Consider the following 16,401-nt stretch of genomic DNA (forward strand, 5'->3'; position numbering starts at 1 on the left):
GCGCATATAATTTCCCCCTCACTGATTGCTGACAGGGATTGATATGCGCGCGTTCTTCTGGGCTGCCTGGCTGGGGCTGTGCTCCACACCTCTGCTGGCGGCGCCCCTGCAAGGTTTTTCCTTTGCGCAAAAAGACTGGGAGCTCGCCTGCGATAACACTGGCACCTGCCGGGCGGCGGGTTACGGCGCCCGCATGGGCGAGGTCAGCGTGCTGTTGACCCGCAACGCCGGCAGCGAACAGCACCTCACCGCCACGGTCACCTTCGCGCAGATCGAACACGATATCCCCGCCGACTCCACCGCCAGCCTGCTGATCGACGACCGGGACCTCGGCTCGCTGGATGCCGTGGATGACAGCCACTTCCGTCTGGACAGCGATCAGACCTCCGCCGTGCTGCAGGCCCTGGCGAACCAGCGCAAAATTGAATTCACGCTTAACGGCCAGCACCTGCCGCTTTCCAGCGCCGGCAGCCGCGAGGTGCTGAGTAAAATGGATGCGTTTCAGCGACGAACCGGCACCGCCGACGCGCTGCTGGATAAAGGCAACGCGGGCGACGATGCCATTTTGCCCGCTGCCCCCGCCCAGGAAATCATCGCCGCGCCGGTGATCCACAACGCGCAACCTGTACCGCTGAGCATGCTCCAGCGCCAGAAGCTGTTGCCCGCCCTGACGCCGCTGCTGAACCAGCGCTGTGAAGACTGGCAGAACCCGGCCATTCCGGCGGCAGAGCGCCAGATCACCCTCACCGCGCTGGATAAAACCCATTCGCTGGCGCAGGCGCTCTGCTGGCGAGCGCCCTATAACGATGGCTATGCCCTGTGGCTGGTCGATAACGCCCAGTTGAGCAAACCGCGGCTGCTCACTACCGAGGCCTCCAGCTACGCCAACGGCACGCTGGTCTTCCTGCACAAAGAGCGGGGCATGGCCGACTGCGTAACCGGCGAGACGCGCGTCTGGGAGGGTAAAACCTTCGTTCCCAGCCTGAAGTACAGCACCGGTATGTGCCGGGAAATCACCCCGGGCGGCACCTGGATGCTGCCGACCTTTGTCAGCCAGGTGATCCCGAAGCAGCAGAAAGAAGCGGATAACCTGGCCCTGCGAACGCTGTACAACGCGGTGCTGAAAGCGCAAAAAAGCGATCCGGAACTGGCGCTGAACCGGGTCGCCGAGCAGTTTCCGTTAACCGGCCATATTACCGACTTCACGCTCACTTACGCCGATGACAGCCTGGTGACGACCAGCAAACCGTCCCCGGATATCAGCGATGACGAGTGGCAGGCGTTTCTGCGCTCCGCAATTAGCGCAGATTCAGAAAACGGTAAAGTCAACTTTACGCTTATCGACCTCGACGGCGACGGCAAACGCGATCTGATCATCGACAGCTACGTGGGCGGCACCGGGCTCTTCAGCTACACCGGGGTACTCCGGCGCGGCGATGATGATTTTGCCGCCGTCAACGATAGCGACAGTGATAACGGCGAAGATTTCGATGCCGGGGTGCCCGGCGCCCTCTTTTCGATCAATGGCCGCGGGGCTAACCAATGGAACCACTGGGTCAAAATCAACGGCCAGGTCTATGCCCTGTGGTACAACGGCCAGTTTGGCGAAGATAATCTCTATCTGCTGCGCCCGTTCAGCACCGCCAGCCAGACGCCCGCGGTGACGGTTCGCTATCGCTATACGCTGAACAGCATCCGCTCCCCGGAGAAAGACCAACCGCTGACCCCCAGCCTGAGCGACGGCGATAAAGCGGATCTGCTGCGCTCGCTGGAGGTGATGCAGGGCAACCTGCTGAAAGACAAACCCGCCAGCGACAACGATGCGCCGATCTGCCCCATTCCGCCCGGCGCCTCCGCCGACGAGGCGGACAACTATTACAGCGGCGTTGCCGTTAACTATATCTATGAGACGGTGGCCTATATTCCGGTCTGGCTGAACGGAAAATGTTATATCGGCACTATTTTCAGCCATCATGGCGCCTATCGTCACGGTGTGGATGCGGAAATTACGCTGAGCTCGCCGCGGGAAGATGAAGAGGTCATTGGTGATTACCTGATCTCCGGGTTGCGCCACGTTATCTCCGTCACCAGCGGCTGGAAAAGCCGTGAAGGCGATAACGGCATGCAGTGATATTGAGTCAAAATGCGCCTTTGAACGCGGAATTGCCGCAAAGATAAGCAATCGACAAGTAATTTAAGAAATTTGGTTGACGGGGTGGGCGGATTACGGTTTAATGCGCCCCGTTGCCCGGATAGCTCAGTCGGTAGAGCAGGGGATTGAAAATCCCCGTGTCCTTGGTTCGATTCCGAGTCCGGGCACCACTTATTCAGAGAACCCAGCCTATGGCTGGGTTTTTGCTTTTCTACATCCGGACTCTTCATCGAACTGCGTTCGATTATTCGCCGCACAGCGGCTCACCCCTTCGGGGCCAGCGCGACACGCGCGCTGTTCAACGCCTGCGGCGTTAGTCCGAGTCCGGGCACCACTTATTCAGAGAACCCAGCCTATGGCTGGGTTTTTGCTTTTCTGCATCCGGACTCTTCATCGAACTCCACTCTATGATCCCCTGCCCGGCGGCGCTGCGCTTGCGCGGGCCTACGCTGTTTGAGCCTGCGGCAGGACCCGTAGGCCGGATAAGGCATTTATGCCGCCATCCGGCACAACCGCGGGCACGGCGTCTGATGTATATCGCCCGGCGGCGCTGCGCTTGTGCGGGCCTGCGCTGTTTGAGCCTGCGGGAGGACCCGTAGGCCGGATAAGGCATTGATGCCGCCATCCGGCACAACCGCGGGTACGGCGTCTGATTTATATCACCCGGCGGCGCTGCGCTTGCGCGGGCCTGCGCTGTTTGAGCCTGCGGGAGGACCCGTAGGCCGGATAAGGCATTTATGCCGCCATCCGGCACAACCGCGGGTACGGCGTCTGATGTATATCGCCCGGCGGCGCTGCGCTTGCGCGGGCCTGCGCTGTTTGAGCCTGCGGGAGGACCCGTAGGCCGGATAAGGCATTTATGCCGCCATCCGGCACAACCGCGGGTACGGCGTCTGATGTATATCGCCCGGCGGCGCTGCGCTTGCGCGGGCCTACGCTGTTTGAGCCTGCGGCAGGACCCGTAGGCCGGATAAGGCATTGATGCCGCCATCCGGCACAACCGCGGGTACGGCGTCTGATGTATATCGCCCGGCGGCGCTGCGCTTGCGCGGGCCTACGCTGTTTGAGCCTGCGGCAGGACCCGTAGGCCGGATAAGGCATTGATGCCGCCATCCGGCACAAACGCGGGTACGGCGTCTGATGTATATCGCCCGGCGGCGCTGCGCTTGCGCGGGCCTGGGGGTCAATGAAACGTCTGCGCAAACGCAGTGAAGAAAGGTATTACTCGGCGGCGGTTTTCCCTTTGCCGGGCAGCCTGAACGCTTCGCCATAGGGCTTCGCAATGCCCATGCGATACTGCGTCTCCTTTGCCGCCTGGTGGAGATCGGCGAACTCCTCTTTCGGCGCCGGCGGACGTTGCGCCTTTTTCAGACACTGATTGCGATGGTGACGGATCCACTCTCGGTCCTCATCGTCCAGGCAACGCTGCATCACCTCAATCCATCTGGATGCCGCCCGACGGTAGAGCCCGCAGGCTTCTAACCGCTCCGCAATACTGTCCCTTATTCTCATCCACCTCGCTCCTCTGATGCTTTCACGATATCTCATGGTATTCCGACGCGTGAGTCGGAATACCATGGTAGAGTTAATTTATGACAAAACTATTCCTCTGCGGCGCAAGGAATATAATCATTATAATAATCGCTGTGCATAGCAAACCGCCATGGCGGTAATTACTTCCAAAGAGCTCCGGAATTATATGCCGGGCGCCGCCCTGGATACCGACTGGTATCGACGGTTATACCTATCAATATCTATTTAATTTATTACATTTCCATCGTCACATACCTTGCGATATCATCTATTCCCTGTACAACCACGCCTTATGGCGATCGACCGGACTGGTCCAGAAGTTTATTTTTGAAGATAAATAAGCAGGCTTCATTAAAATTATCTAACCCCAGACGCTCATAAAGCGCGGTCCGCTTGCGGTAAAGGCTTTTTAGCGAAGTATTCAGATTCACCGCCACCTCCTCCATTGTCATCCCCGCCCCAAGAAAACGCAGCATCAGCTGCTCTGTCATACTTAAGCGCAGATTGTCGAACCACTCTTTGGTCAGCCGCTTGCTCTTCATCTCCAGAAAAAGCCCAAATAAGGTCGCCATATCGGCGGGTGATAATGACATGTTTAAAAACGATTTCAGACTGAGTAAATGCTCTTCCCGATGGCGCATATCGAGGACAATACAGCATATTCGCTTTCTGGATTGTGCCGCCTCCATGACCAGATAATCGTAATGACAAAGCGGCGAACGGCTATCAACCAGCAGAGAGAGTTCATCAACCTCATTATCTAAAATCGCTTTTCCGCTAGAATCTAACTGAATGATATCAGGAAAGAAATTTTTAACTCCTTGAAAAAGACAGTGATCCTGGGTAACTAATATCATTGAATTTGCCACAAGTCTTCCCTTTAACATTTAATCAACAAATTCTCGTCAACCAGACGTTTTCCTTGCCCCTGGGGAACGCTCCGCATGGCGGTAAAAATAACGAGATCTGTGATTTATCATTAGCGCGGCATCTGAATCTGGCTGTGAAAAACCTCCCTGGGTGCGGACAGAAAATAAACGGATTAATTATAAATAAAAAAATCCCACAGAAAAGATGCTTTTTTTGCTATTGAGAATTTTTGTCAGAAATCATCTTAAATATCCATGAAAAACCTTTCTCTTCACTGCAATATAAGCCACCCAACAAAATTAAAACAAAATTTCAGCCAACTCCATTTTTTATTTATTTCAGTAAGTTAAAGGAACTCGCTTCAACATGGCGATTCGAATTAAACCATTTTTACAGATTTATCTTAAAACGCAGTTCGTCATTTAACCATATTTATCCGCTGCGGTATCGGGTATAAATTATCCATTCAATTATCCACAGGAGATATGTTTATTACTTTGCAATAAGTCATTCACCCGCAGTGCCAGTCAGCTAAATGGGACCATCCTCATCCTTTAACTCACCGTCAAAGGACGGTCGTGTTGTGCAATGGATTCTTGATGAACATATGGCAAATAGAAATGGAAAGATCACCTTATTCAAATACGTTATTGTTTAATCGCAACACGAAACTCTCGCTGTCAATCGGTGTGCTTTTGCTCTTCCCGACGCTGGTTCAGGGAGCGGACTCGCTCTATGACCAGCAGATCCTGCAAGCGCGTCAAGGCCAGTACGCCCCCTTTCTCTCATATCTTCAGCAATACCAGCTGCGGCATGCCTTAACCCCTTCTCAGGTTGCAGACTGGCTGCAGGTAGCCCTCTGGGCCGGCCAGGACGACGAGGTGGTGAAAGTCTGGCGACGCTATCAGGTCTATATGCCGCTTCCCGCACGGGGCACCGCCGCCGCGGCGCAGGCGATGCGCAACCAGAAACAGTGGCAAGCCTCGCTCCTCCTCTGGCAGCAGGCTCTCAGCCAGGCCCCCGACAGTGACGACTATCGTATCGGCTATATCAAGACGCTGGCCGATGCCCGCAAGGACGGCGAGGCGCTCAGAGAAGCGCGTCGCCTGGTGGCGGAGCAGGCGAGCATTGCCCACCTGCAGACCCTCTCTTATGTCTACCTGCGGCTTGGCAAGAGCTGGGACCAGCTGCTGGTGGACACGCAGATCCTCGATCGCGAACCGCAGAATAAAGCCGCGCTGGCGAGCCTGATGGCGACCCTGACCCGCAACCGGATCGACTCCCCCGCCCTCGGCCTCGCGAATAGCGTCGAACTGACGCCCGCGGAAAAGCGCAACCTGCAGCTGAACGCCGCCGCCGAACTGGTGCGCCTTGCCGATACGCCTTCCCGTGAAGAAAATGCGCGTTACGCGCTGGCCCGCACGGCGCTGGCGCAATACGACGCGATGATCGCCGCCTGGCGTCCCGACCCGCAGGCCGCCCCGGACATCATCCGGGCGCGCATTGACCGTCTGGGCGCGCTGTACGCCAACGCAGACTACGCGCAGGTTATCCGCGAATACCAAAGCCTGATGGCGCAGCAGCAGGCGGTTCCCGACTGGGCCATCGGCTGGGTTATCTCCTCTTATATCGCGCTTAAGCAGATTGAGCCTGCGTTGACGCTTATTCATCAGCATCCCTCGTGGCTGACGAGCCAACAGAATGAAGAACATGAGCTTTTCTTCGCCCTGCTGGACACCGCTCAGTACCCGGCGGCGCAACGGTATGTCGCCCGACTCACCCGGAATGCGCCCTATATCCGTCATCTCTACGGCTCGCCGACGCCCCAGCCGAACGACGACTGGCTCACCGCGCAGTCGCTTAACGTGCACTATCTCTCCGCCACCAACGCCCTGCCGCAGGCCGAAGCCCGCATGCAGCGCCTGGCGGCGACGGCCCCCGGCAACCAGGGGCTGCAGATCGACTATGCCGCCCTGCTGCAGGACAGAGGGCTGCCGCGGGCAGCCGAACGCCAGCTGAAAGCGGCGGAAGCCCTGGAGCCCGCCAGCCTGCAGCTGGAGCGCCAACAGGCCTGGGTCGCCCTCGATCTGCAGGAGTGGCGGCAGATGGATCTGCTGACCGACGACGTTATCGCCCGCTCGCCACGGGATCTGAATACCCAGCGCCTGGCCAGAGCCCGCGACATCCATCATTTCTCCGAGCTGCGCCTGAGCGTCGGCAAAGGGCTGCATTCCGACAACCCGGTGAGCGGTACCCACGACCTCAGTTTTGAGACGGCGATCTACAGCCCGCCGATAGCCGACAGCTGGCGATTGTTCGGCGGCCACCGCTTTGCCCAAGGCAATTTTGAAGAGGGGAAAGGCAGCCGTCGCCAGCTGTTCGCCGGTATTGAATGGCGTCCGCGCGACGCCTGGGGAGAACTTGAACTCTCCAGCGTCAATTTTCACGGCGAGAATAAGCCCGGCGTCCGCCTTTCCGCCGCGCACGACGTCAACGATCGCTGGCAGCTGGGCGGCGAGCTGGAGCGGATTTCGCAGCAGACGCCGCTGCGCGCGTTACGCAACGGCGTCAGCGCCAACCGCGGCGAAGGCTGGCTGCGCTGGTATCAAAACGAGCGCCGGGAGTACCGCGTCAGCGCGGCCGCCAGCCGCTTTACCGACCACAACCGTCGTCAGGAGTACACCCTCTCCGGTAAAGAGCGCCTCTGGCAGACCCCGTGGCTAACGCTGGATCTGCAGCCCGGTCTGTCGGCCAGCGCCAATAGCCGCACCGACACCGCGTATTACAGTCCGGCCCGCGACCTCGCGGCCACCGCGGCGCTGGCGGTCGATCACACGCTTTACCAGCGGTATGACACCGTCTGGAGTCAGCAGCTGCTCGCCGGCGGCGGCAGCTACTGGCAAAAAAATCACGCCGCCGGCGCGATAACGACGCTGGGCTACGGGCAGCGTCTGCGCTGGAACAACCTCGTCGACGCCGGGGTGATGCTGAACTGGGATAAACGCCCCTACGACGGTAAACGTGAAAACAACCTCGCTATCACTGTTGATGCAAACATACGGTTTTAAGGATGACCATGCTGAACACGACCCTGCGCAACGGCCTGATGCTTCTCGGCTGGCTGTGCCTTATCTTCAGCGTGCGTGCTGAGGAGGTCCCCTTCCTCGCCCCGCAGCAACGACCCCAGCTGGAGGCCAATAACCCCTGGCCGGCGGATCGCTTTCTGGTGCTGGCCTATCATGACGTCGAAGACGACGCCGCCGACCAGCGTTACCTTTCGGTGCGTACCAGCGCGCTTAATGAGCAGATCGCCTGGCTGCTGCATCACGGCTACCATGCCGTGAGCGTTCAGGACATTCTGGACGCGCATCATGGCCTTAAGCCGCTGCCGCCTAAGGCTTTTCTTCTCAGCTTCGACGATGGCTATAGCAGTTTTTATACTCGCGTCTGGCCGCTGCTTAAAGCCTGGAACGTTCCGGCGCTGTGGGCGCCGGTGGGCAGCTGGGTGGACACCCCCGCCAACCAGCCCGTTAATTTTGGCGGCCTGATGACGCCGCGCGATCGCTTCGCCACCTGGGAGATGGTGCGCGAGCTTAGTCGCTCGCCGCTGGTGGAGATCGGCGCGCACACCTGGGCCTCGCACTACGGCCTGCCGGCCAATCCGCAGGGCAGCCGCGAGCCCGCCGCCGCTAACCGCGGCTGGGATAAAACCACCGGCCGCTATGAAAGCGACGCGCAGTTTACCCGGCGAATAGCCGATGACGTGCAGAAAGTGACGGCGAAAATCCACGACGTCGCCGGGAAAGCGCCGCGCGCCTGGGTGTGGCCCTACGGCGCCGCCAGCGGCAGCACCCTGGCCATCGCCAAACAGCAGGGGTATCAACTGGCGTTTACGCTGAACGACGGCCTGGGCAACGTGAAGGATCTGGATAATATTCCGCGCATGCTGATCGCCGGTAACCCGTCGATCAAGGCCTTTGCCAACGCCGTAACCCAGATCCAGGAAGCCGATCCTGTTCGGGTGATGCATGTGGATCTGGACTATGTCTATGACCCCAATCCCGTCCAGCAGGCAAAGAATATCGATAAGCTGGTGCAGCGCGTCTATGACATGAAAATCAGTCACGTCTTTCTGCAGGCCTTCTCCGACCCGCAGGGTGACGGCACGGTCAAGTCGCTCTATTTCCCCAACCGCTGGCTGCCGATGCGCGCCGACCTGTTTAACTTCGTCTCCTGGCAGCTACAGACCCGCGGCGGGGTGAAGGTTTATGCCTGGATGCCGGTGCTGGCCTTCGATCTCTCGTCCGATCTGCCGCGCGTTCAGCGCTGGGATCCGCAAACCGGGAAGGCGTTACTTGCCCGTCAGCCCTATGTCCGCCTGTCACCCTGGGATCCCCGGGTTCGCCAGCAGATCACCGACATCTATGAGGATCTGGCCCGACACGCCAGCTTCAGCGGGATTCTGTTCCACGACGACGCCGTGCTGACCGATTTTGAAGACGTGAGCCCGGAGGCGGTCGCCGCCTGGCGGCAGAGTGGCCTGGCGCACGATGCCGGCCCGGTGCCCCAAAGTCCGCAAGAGCGCCAGGCATGGATGCGTTTCAAAAGCCAAACCCTGACCCGCTTCACTCTGCAGCTGCGCCAGTCGGTACAGGCCATCCGCGGCCCGCAGGTAAAAACGGCGCGTAATCTCTTCGCCCTGCCGATCCTTGAGCCGCAGAGCGAAGCCTGGTTTGCGCAAAATCTGGATGACTTCCTTGCCGCCTATGACTGGACGGTCCCCATGGCGATGCCGCTGATGGAGTCCGTGCCGATTGACGCCAGCCAGGCCTGGCTGACGCGGCTGGTGCAGGCCGTCGCCCGCCGCCCGGGCGCGCTGAAGAAAACCATCTTTGAGCTACAGGCCAGAGACTGGAACCGACGCCAACACAACGCCATTCCCGACCAACAGCTGGCGGACTGGATGCATTTGCTGCGGCTAAACGGCGTCAAAAATTACGGCTACTACCCAGACGATTTCATTAACAATCAGCCAGATATCTCCCGTATCAGACCGCAATTTTCTTCCTGGTGGTACCCTGACCATGACTGATCGCATTATCGCATTGTGCATTTTATGCCTCGTTTTCGGGCTGCCGTTAGGCGTCGCAGCGGCGTTTACCGGCGAGCTTATCCTCGACTTTGTCTTTTTCTGGCCGCTGTTTATGTCGGTGCTATGGATCACCGGGGGTCTGTACTTCTGGTTCCAGCTGGAGCGCCACTGGCCGTGGGGAGAGGATACCCCGCCGCCGTCGCTACCGGGCAATCCGCTGATCTCGATCCTGATCCCCTGCTTTAACGAGGAGAAAAACGCCCGGGAGACCATCAGCGCGGCGCTGGCCCAGCGTTACGCCAACCTCGAAGTGATCGCGATTAACGACGGCTCTTCGGACAACACCGCCCAAGTGCTCCAGCAATTGGCGCAGGAGGAGCCAAGGCTGCGGGTGATCCACCTGGCCGCCAATCAGGGAAAAGCGGTGGCGCTCAAAGCGGGCGCCGCCGCCGCGCGCGGCGATCTGCTGGTCTGCATCGATGGCGACGCCCTGCTGGACCGGGATACCGCGGCCTGGCTGGTCGCCCCGCTGATCCACTACCCGCACGTCGGGGCGGTCACCGGCAATCCGCGGATCCGCACCCGATCCACGCTGATCGGCCGCATTCAGGTAGGGGAGTTCTCGTCGATCATTGGCCTTATCAAGCGGACGCAGCGGATCTATGGCCGGGTCTTTACTGTCTCCGGCGTGATCGCCGCCTTCCGGCGTCAGGCTCTGGCGGACGTCGGCTACTGGAGCCCGGATATGATCACTGAAGATATTGATATCAGCTGGAAGCTTCAGCTCCGCCACTGGGACATCTTTTTCGAGCCGCGGGCGCTGTGCTGGATCCTGATGCCTGAGACCCTCAAAGGGTTATGGAAGCAGCGTCTGCGCTGGGCCCAGGGGGGAGCCGAAGTCTTTCTGGTCAACCTGCGCCGCCTGTTTCACTGGCAGCATCATCGGATGTGGCCGCTGTTTCTGGAGTATGCCTGCTCCACGCTGTGGGCCTTTGCCTATGCGGTCACCATCCTGCTGTTTATCCTCAGCCGCCTGATGCCATTGCCGGACAACCTGACAGTGCACAGCCTGTTTCCGCCTGAGTTCACCGGCATGCTGCTCGGCCTGATGTGCCTGCTGCAGTTCGTCGCCAGCCTGTATATCGAACGGCGCTATGAGAAAAAGGTCGCCAAATCCCTGTTCTGGGTGATCTGGTTCCCGATGGTTTACTGGATGATCGGCCTGCTGACCACGCTGGTCGCTTTTCCGAAAGTGATGTTGAAACGTCAACGTTCCCGCGCGCGCTGGGTGAGCCCGGACCGGGGAAAAGGAAGCCTGCGATGAATGAAAATACGCTCATCTTAACCGAACACCGCGTGCTGCCCCGGCTGGTGGACGCCGGCTTAACGCTGGTGGCCTGGCTCGGTTTTCTGTTCTTTCTCTACGCCAATTTGCTGATGCAGTTCATCGCGCCGCCCTCCCCGCGCTGGTCATCGTTGATGGACTCCCTGAATACGGCGCTGGTGTATTTATTGATTGCCGCGCTGAACGGCTGGTTGCTGATCCTCTGGTACCACTATAACCGACGCCGCGCCCATACCCGGCGTCACACCGCGGTGCTTACCCTGCGAGATGAGGAGCTGGCCAGCAGCTTTAACGTCGCCCCGCAGATCATCTCCGAAATGAGTCGCTATAATTTGCTGACCGTTTACCACGATCACATTGGTCAGATTATTGATTTAAAAAGCCACGCGCTGCCGCCGCCCGAGGAGAGGGATCAGGAATGATAGCAGGGCCGCCCCCGGCGGCCCTGACTGGGTAACGACGCCGCCGATCAGCCGCCGGCCTTTTTAATGGCGGCTTCGAGCGAGGCTTTATCCGCCAGCCCCGGGAAGACGGTGATGCTGGCTTCCGTGGCGCCAGTAGTTGGCATCACGATCACGCCCGGCGTGCCGCTGAGACCAATCTCCTGCGCCAGGTCGTTAATGCTCTGCAGCACCGGTTCGACGTCGGTGGCCTTCTTCGCATCAAAGCCGGCTTTCTTCGCCTGCTGCTGGATATCCGCCGTCGTCAGCTTGCCTTCGTTATGTCCGGTGGCGTAGATCCCGTTATGGTAGGCCAGATAGGCATCCGCCCCTTTCTGCTGATAGATCTGCAGGCCGGTTTTCGCTGCTTCCAGCGAGCTTTCCCAGCGGCCGCCGAAGATAGGCCACTCTTTAAAAGCGAAGCGGGTCTGCGGATGCGCTTTAATCACCTGCTCCATCACCGGCGCCAGCCGGCTGCAGTAGACGCACTGGTAGTCAAAGAACTCAATCACCGTGACTTTGCCGTTGGCCGGGCCGTAGGTCGGGGTATTTTTATCCTGAGTCAGCAAGGCGGCATTCTTCAGCACCGCCTGGGTGGCCGCGCTGGCCTGCTGCTCAGCCTGAATTTGCTGCAGTTTCTGGCTTGCCTGCAGGAGAACTTCCGGGTGGGCGACCAGGTAATCGGCGGCGATTTTGCCGATTTGCGCCTCCTGTTCCGCGGTGAAAGTCGCCGGCGCGTCAGCGGCAGAAGCCATCGCCGGCAGTAAGACAGCGCTCAGCAGGGCGACAGAGAGGTATTTCTTGTGGCCAGACATAGTGGGGATCCTTGCGATAAGTGAACAGCAGGTGAGTCTGTATGACAAAATATCACCCTTTTTCGCCGAAGCCTTGCCCGACGGCGCGTTGATTCGTAACTTTATTTTTCAGGCTCAGGTTTCCCGCGCGACGGCGCGGACCGGCGCCAGTGGTCAACGCTCCCCGGGCGGAGCCCCCGGCGCAACGGCTTTTCGTGGTATTTATTTCAGGTGGTTTCTCTCGATATGTATGCGTTTCTTCAACAATGGGACATGGCGGTGATTATGCTGCAGATTGTCGCCATCGACTTACTGCTGGGCGGCGACAACGCCGTGGTGATCGCCATGGCCTGTCGCAAACTGCCGCCACAAAAACGCACCAAAGCGATCGTCATCGGCACCGTAGGCGCTATCCTGGCGCGCATCCTGCTGCTGGCGATCGCCCTGTATCTCCTGTCGCTGCCGTGGCTGAAAATAGTCGGCGCGCTGCTCCTGATGTGGATTGGCATCAGGCTGGTCAGTAATGAGGAGGACGAGAGCGAGGTTGCCAGCTCCGGCAGCCTGTGGCGCACCGCAGTCACCATCACCGTCGCCGATGTGATCATGTCGCTGGATAACGTGCTGGCGGTGGCCGCCGCAGGCAAAGGGCACATTGCGCTGGTCGCCCTCGGCGTGGCGATCAGCATTCCGGTTATCGTCGCCGGCAGCAAGCTGGTGCTGGCCCTGCTCACTCGCTTTCCCGCGGTGGTGCTGCTGGGCGGGATGCTCATCGGCTGGATTGCCGGGTCAATGCTGGTCAGCGACCCTACCCTTCGCCAGCTGTTTCCCACCGCCGGCGACGGCATTGCGCGCCTGGCCGGCGCCATCGGCGCGCTACTGGTGCTGTTCGCAGGCTGGCGCCGTCGTCCGCGACCGCAGGTGAAAGACTAGCTGCGCCCACGACGCCGTTGACCCCGACGGCGTCAAGTTTCCGCCACTTTTCTTCCCCTTCAGGGCGCATTTGCCCTACGCTTTATACAGACGCCTGATCCAGGGAATATGTAACCACCGCACTGAGCATAGATGAGATAACAGCATGGAATTGAAGGATTATTATGCCATTCTCGGGGTGCAACCAACCGACGATCTGAAAACCATCAAGACCGCCTACCGCCGCCTGGCGCGCAAGTACCACCCCGACGTCAGTAAAGAAAACGATGCCGAAGCCAAATTTAAGGATCTCGCCGAAGCCTGGGAAGTCCTGAAAGATGAGCAACGGCGCGCGGAATACGATCAGCTCTGGCAGCATCGCAACGATCCCGGGTTCGGTCGCCAGCAGCAGACCCACGAGCAGAGCTACAGCCAGCAGGATTTCGACGACATCTTTTCCTCCATGTTTGGCCAGCAGGCGCATCAGCGTCGCCGTCAGCACGCGTCGCGCGGCCACGACCTGGAGATCGAGGTCGCGGTGTTCCTTGAAGAGACGCTGGCTGAGCAGACCCGCACCATCAGCTATAACCTGCCGGTGTATAACGTGTTCGGCATGATCGAAAGCGAGACGCCGAAAACGCTGAATGTGAAGATCCCCGCCGGGGTGGCCGATGGACAGCGCATCCGCCTGAAAGGCCAGGGGACGCCGGGCGAAAACGGCGGGCCGAACGGCGATCTGTGGCTGGTGATCCACATCGCCCCGCACCCGCTGTTCGACATCGTGGGACATAACCTGGAGATCGTCCTGCCGCTGGCGCCGTGGGAGGCCGCGCTGGGCGCCAAAGTCACGGTGCCCACCCTGAAAGAGAGCATTCTGCTGACGGTGCCGCCGGGTAGCCAGGCAGGGCAGCGCCTGCGTATCAAGGGCAAAGGGCTGGTGAGCAAAACCCACACCGGCGATTTGTTCGCCGTTATTAAAATTGTGATGCCGCCAAAACCAGATGAAAAAGCGCGTGAGCTCTGGCAACAGCTGGCCACCGCCGAAGCCAGCTTCGATCCGCGTAAGACATGGGGGAAAGCCTGATGGCTACAGTAACAGTGACGTTTACCATTACCGAATTGTGCCTGCGTACCGGGGTGTCGGAAGAGGAGCTGACGGAGATTGTCGGCTTAGGCATGATTGAACCGCACCAGCCGCAGGCGGACGCCTGGCTGTTCGACGACAGCGCGGTGACGATTGTCCATCGCGCGGTGCGCCTGCGTAACGAGCTGGAGCTGGACTGGCCGGGGATTGCGGTGGCGCTGACGCTGCTGGATGAGAACGCGCGGCTGACCCGCGAAAATCGCCTGCTGCAGCAGCGCCTGGCCCGCTTTCTCGCCCACGGATAGGGGCGACATCCCGGGTGGCGGCGTTCCGTCTTACTGCCGGGTGGCGGCTACGCCTGACCCGGCCTACATACGGCACCAGGCTCACCCATCGCATTGGATCCGTAGGCCCGCGCAAGCGTAGCGCCGCCGGGCATGGCCACAGCCAGGGAGCCGCCTGTATGCCGGGTGGCGGCTACGCCTTACCCGGCATACAAACTAAGCACAGCGCAAGCCGGGGAATTTCCCGGGTCGCGGCGTTCCGCCTTACCCGGGCTACCGGACTAGGCCCACCATTGCACTGGATCCGTAGGCCCGCGCAAGCGTAGCGCCGCCGGGCATGGCCACAGCCAGGGAGCCGCCTGTATGCCGGGTGGCGGCTACGCCTTACCCGGCCTACAAACTAAGCACAGCGCAAGCCGGGGAATTTCCCGGGTCGCGGCGTTCCGCCTTACCCGGGCTACCGGACAGTGTAAACAGTAGCCCGGCTAAGCGCAGCGCAAGCCGGGGAGTTTCCCGGATAGCGCAAACCGCGAATAGCGCTTAGTCCGGCAGCGAACCGGCGAGGTTGCGCGCCGAAACGCTCTCGCTGACCGGCGCGGGCGGCTCCGGCGCCTTAGCCGGGGCGGCCGCTGGCGCGGCTGTCGGGGCGGAAGAGGCCGGCTGGATCTCAAGGAACGAGGCCAGCATCTTGCGCAGCGTTTCCGGTTTAGTGTCTTCCGCCAGCAACGCCGCCAGCATCGACGGCAAGCGGCTATCGACTTCCCCTAACGCCAGCCCCGCCAGCAGCGCCGTGCGCGACATATCGCCACGGTCGCCGCGATGGTGGGCCTCAATTTTTGCGTCCGCGAAGCGCTCGCTGGCGCTGATATCCGGGCGCAGGTAAATCAGCACTTTTCTGCGTTCCAGAGTCATAGACGCTCCTTAGCCAATAATTTTCAGACCACGCACCAGGGCGAACTGCGGCTCTTCAGCCACCACGAAACGGTCCTCACGCAGGCCCATACGTTCACGAATGGCATCGGCAACCAGCGGCGCGCCGCCGCCAATCACGATGGCATGCGAGTAGCCTTTAAAGCTATCGATAGCCGTCAGGACGCGGGTGGTCAGACGTTCGATGCTGTTAGTGATCACCTTTTTCACCTCAGAAACCGCATCCGGATCGTTGATGTTATCGGTCAGGTACGCTTCGTCATGGCGATTGATAATGATCTGGTCGACGTTATAGCTTGAGGTATCGGTATTCGCCCGCGCCAGCGCCAGCTTAACGGCGTCGGTCACCAGCGATACGCCCAGCTTCGGGTCGCCGTAAATGCGCGAAACCGAGGTCATCTGCCCGGCGACCATCGAGATATCGAGCGTGGTGCCGCCGAGGTCGATAATCAACACCGAATGGGAGGGCTTGAGTTCATCGCACAGGCTAATGCCCGCCGGAATCGATTCCGGGCGCACGGTGACTTTGGTGATGTTGAACACCACACCTTTATTCAGCTTAACTTCGCGCAGCAGGCTCTTTTTCTTACGCTCAATGTTGTCGAGGCGATATTGCGCATCCTCGTCATAAAATTCAGTCAGCGGCAGCGTCACAACTATTTCAACGTCCTGTGGCTCAAGACCGCTGGTCAGCAGCGCGTGATGGACAGCGATGGAGTTCAACGGGCTGTACTGCCAGTCAATATTATTGGTCGGGAGCGCATCGGGAGTGATCAGGTCGAATGAGTACTTTTCATCATCCACGGTGTAGTTAAAGGGCTTCCCGGAACCGAAGGTGGCAGACCAGCCGCGTTTAAAACTATTGGGGCTGATATGGGTGAAAGTTTCGCCATCTTGCTCCCACAGCATTTTGATATTGGTTGAACCATCATCGATAAAAATGCGCATCGCATTGCTCCATCACTGAG

General features: G+C 59.6%; 13 protein-coding genes and 1 tRNA gene. 9 read left to right on the plus strand and 5 right to left on the minus strand.

Translation table 11 applies throughout. The features are described from left to right. Positions 1–43 precede the first annotated feature (43 nt). Complete coding sequence (locus LGM20_RS23505) at positions 44–2,131, plus strand: DUF1176 domain-containing protein (protein WP_044525170.1); 2,088 nt, start codon at positions 44–46, stop codon at positions 2,129–2,131. Positions 2,132–2,246: 115 nt separating this feature from the next. Further along, positions 2,247–2,322: transfer RNA gene (locus LGM20_RS23510), tRNA-Phe, on the plus strand. Between the two features lie 1,051 nt (positions 2,323–3,373). Here the strand turns inward: LGM20_RS23510 and LGM20_RS23515 are convergent. Beyond that, a complete protein-coding gene (locus tag LGM20_RS23515; protein ID WP_305953346.1) occupies positions 3,374–3,730 on the minus strand; it encodes a PerC family transcriptional regulator in 357 nt (118 codons plus the stop codon). Between the two features lie 245 nt (positions 3,731–3,975). Next, positions 3,976–4,542, minus strand: a complete 567-nt coding sequence (locus LGM20_RS23520) for a helix-turn-helix transcriptional regulator (protein ID WP_044525160.1) — start codon at positions 4,540–4,542, stop codon at positions 3,976–3,978. Positions 4,543–5,175: 633 nt separating this feature from the next. Here LGM20_RS23520 and pgaA point away from each other — a divergent pair. Genes pgaA through pgaD form a run of 4 tightly spaced genes read left to right on the plus strand, consistent with a single transcriptional unit; the run spans position 5,176 to position 11,414 of the window. Beyond that, positions 5,176–7,623 (plus strand): poly-beta-1,6 N-acetyl-D-glucosamine export porin PgaA, encoded by a 2,448-nt coding sequence (gene pgaA, locus LGM20_RS23525; RefSeq protein ID WP_072199178.1) that lies wholly within the window; start codon positions 5,176–5,178, stop codon positions 7,621–7,623. 8 nt (positions 7,624–7,631) lie between these two features. Further along, the gene (gene pgaB / locus LGM20_RS23530; protein ID WP_044525159.1) at positions 7,632–9,647 is read left to right on the plus strand and encodes a poly-beta-1,6-N-acetyl-D-glucosamine N-deacetylase PgaB; all 2,016 of its coding nucleotides are present in this window, start codon (positions 7,632–7,634) and stop codon (positions 9,645–9,647) included. Beyond that, the gene (gene pgaC, locus LGM20_RS23535) at positions 9,640–10,971 is read left to right on the plus strand and encodes a poly-beta-1,6-N-acetyl-D-glucosamine synthase (RefSeq protein ID WP_004206396.1); all 1,332 of its coding nucleotides are present in this window, start codon (positions 9,640–9,642) and stop codon (positions 10,969–10,971) included. The genes pgaB and pgaC overlap by 8 nt, the downstream gene beginning before the upstream one ends. After that, entirely contained in the window at positions 10,968–11,414 is a 447-nt protein-coding gene (gene pgaD / locus LGM20_RS23540) for a poly-beta-1,6-N-acetyl-D-glucosamine biosynthesis protein PgaD (RefSeq protein ID WP_032454595.1), read from the plus strand. Before pgaC ends, pgaD begins: the two co-directional genes overlap by 4 nt. A 47-nt stretch (positions 11,415–11,461) precedes the next feature. Here pgaD and LGM20_RS23545 read toward each other — a convergent pair whose 3' ends face one another. Next, positions 11,462–12,247, minus strand: a complete 786-nt coding sequence (locus tag LGM20_RS23545) for a DsbA family protein (protein WP_023291680.1) — start codon at positions 12,245–12,247, stop codon at positions 11,462–11,464. Between the two features lie 225 nt (positions 12,248–12,472). Between LGM20_RS23545 and LGM20_RS23550 the strand changes: the two genes are divergently transcribed. From LGM20_RS23550 to cbpM, 3 genes are all read left to right on the plus strand, one after another. Further along, on the plus strand, positions 12,473–13,156 hold the full coding sequence (locus LGM20_RS23550) for a TerC family protein (RefSeq protein ID WP_032454594.1): 684 nt from the start codon (positions 12,473–12,475) through the stop codon (positions 13,154–13,156). Between the two features lie 145 nt (positions 13,157–13,301). Further along, positions 13,302–14,219: a curved DNA-binding protein gene (gene cbpA / locus LGM20_RS23560; protein WP_023291678.1), complete on the plus strand. Its 918-nt coding sequence runs from the start codon at positions 13,302–13,304 to the stop codon at positions 14,217–14,219. Continuing rightward, positions 14,219–14,524, plus strand: coding sequence for a chaperone modulator CbpM (gene cbpM / locus LGM20_RS23565; RefSeq protein WP_020481009.1), 306 nt, complete (start codon positions 14,219–14,221; stop codon positions 14,522–14,524). Before cbpA ends, cbpM begins: the two co-directional genes overlap by 1 nt. 519 nt (positions 14,525–15,043) lie before the next feature. On the opposite strand, the gene LGM20_RS23570 is transcribed toward cbpM, so the two are convergent. Together LGM20_RS23570 and parM are read right to left on the minus strand one after the other, a co-directional pair. Further along, on the minus strand, positions 15,044–15,415 hold the full coding sequence (locus tag LGM20_RS23570) for a plasmid partitioning/stability family protein (protein WP_017900087.1): 372 nt from the start codon (positions 15,413–15,415) through the stop codon (positions 15,044–15,046). 9 nt (positions 15,416–15,424) lie between these two features. Then, a complete protein-coding gene (gene parM / locus LGM20_RS23575; RefSeq protein ID WP_032454592.1) occupies positions 15,425–16,381 on the minus strand; it encodes a plasmid segregation protein ParM domain-containing protein in 957 nt (318 codons plus the stop codon). Positions 16,382–16,401 lie beyond the last annotated feature (20 nt).

It is taken from the genome of Klebsiella quasipneumoniae subsp. quasipneumoniae, from assembly GCF_020525925.1.
GTDB lineage: Bacteria > Pseudomonadota > Gammaproteobacteria > Enterobacterales > Enterobacteriaceae > Klebsiella > Klebsiella quasipneumoniae.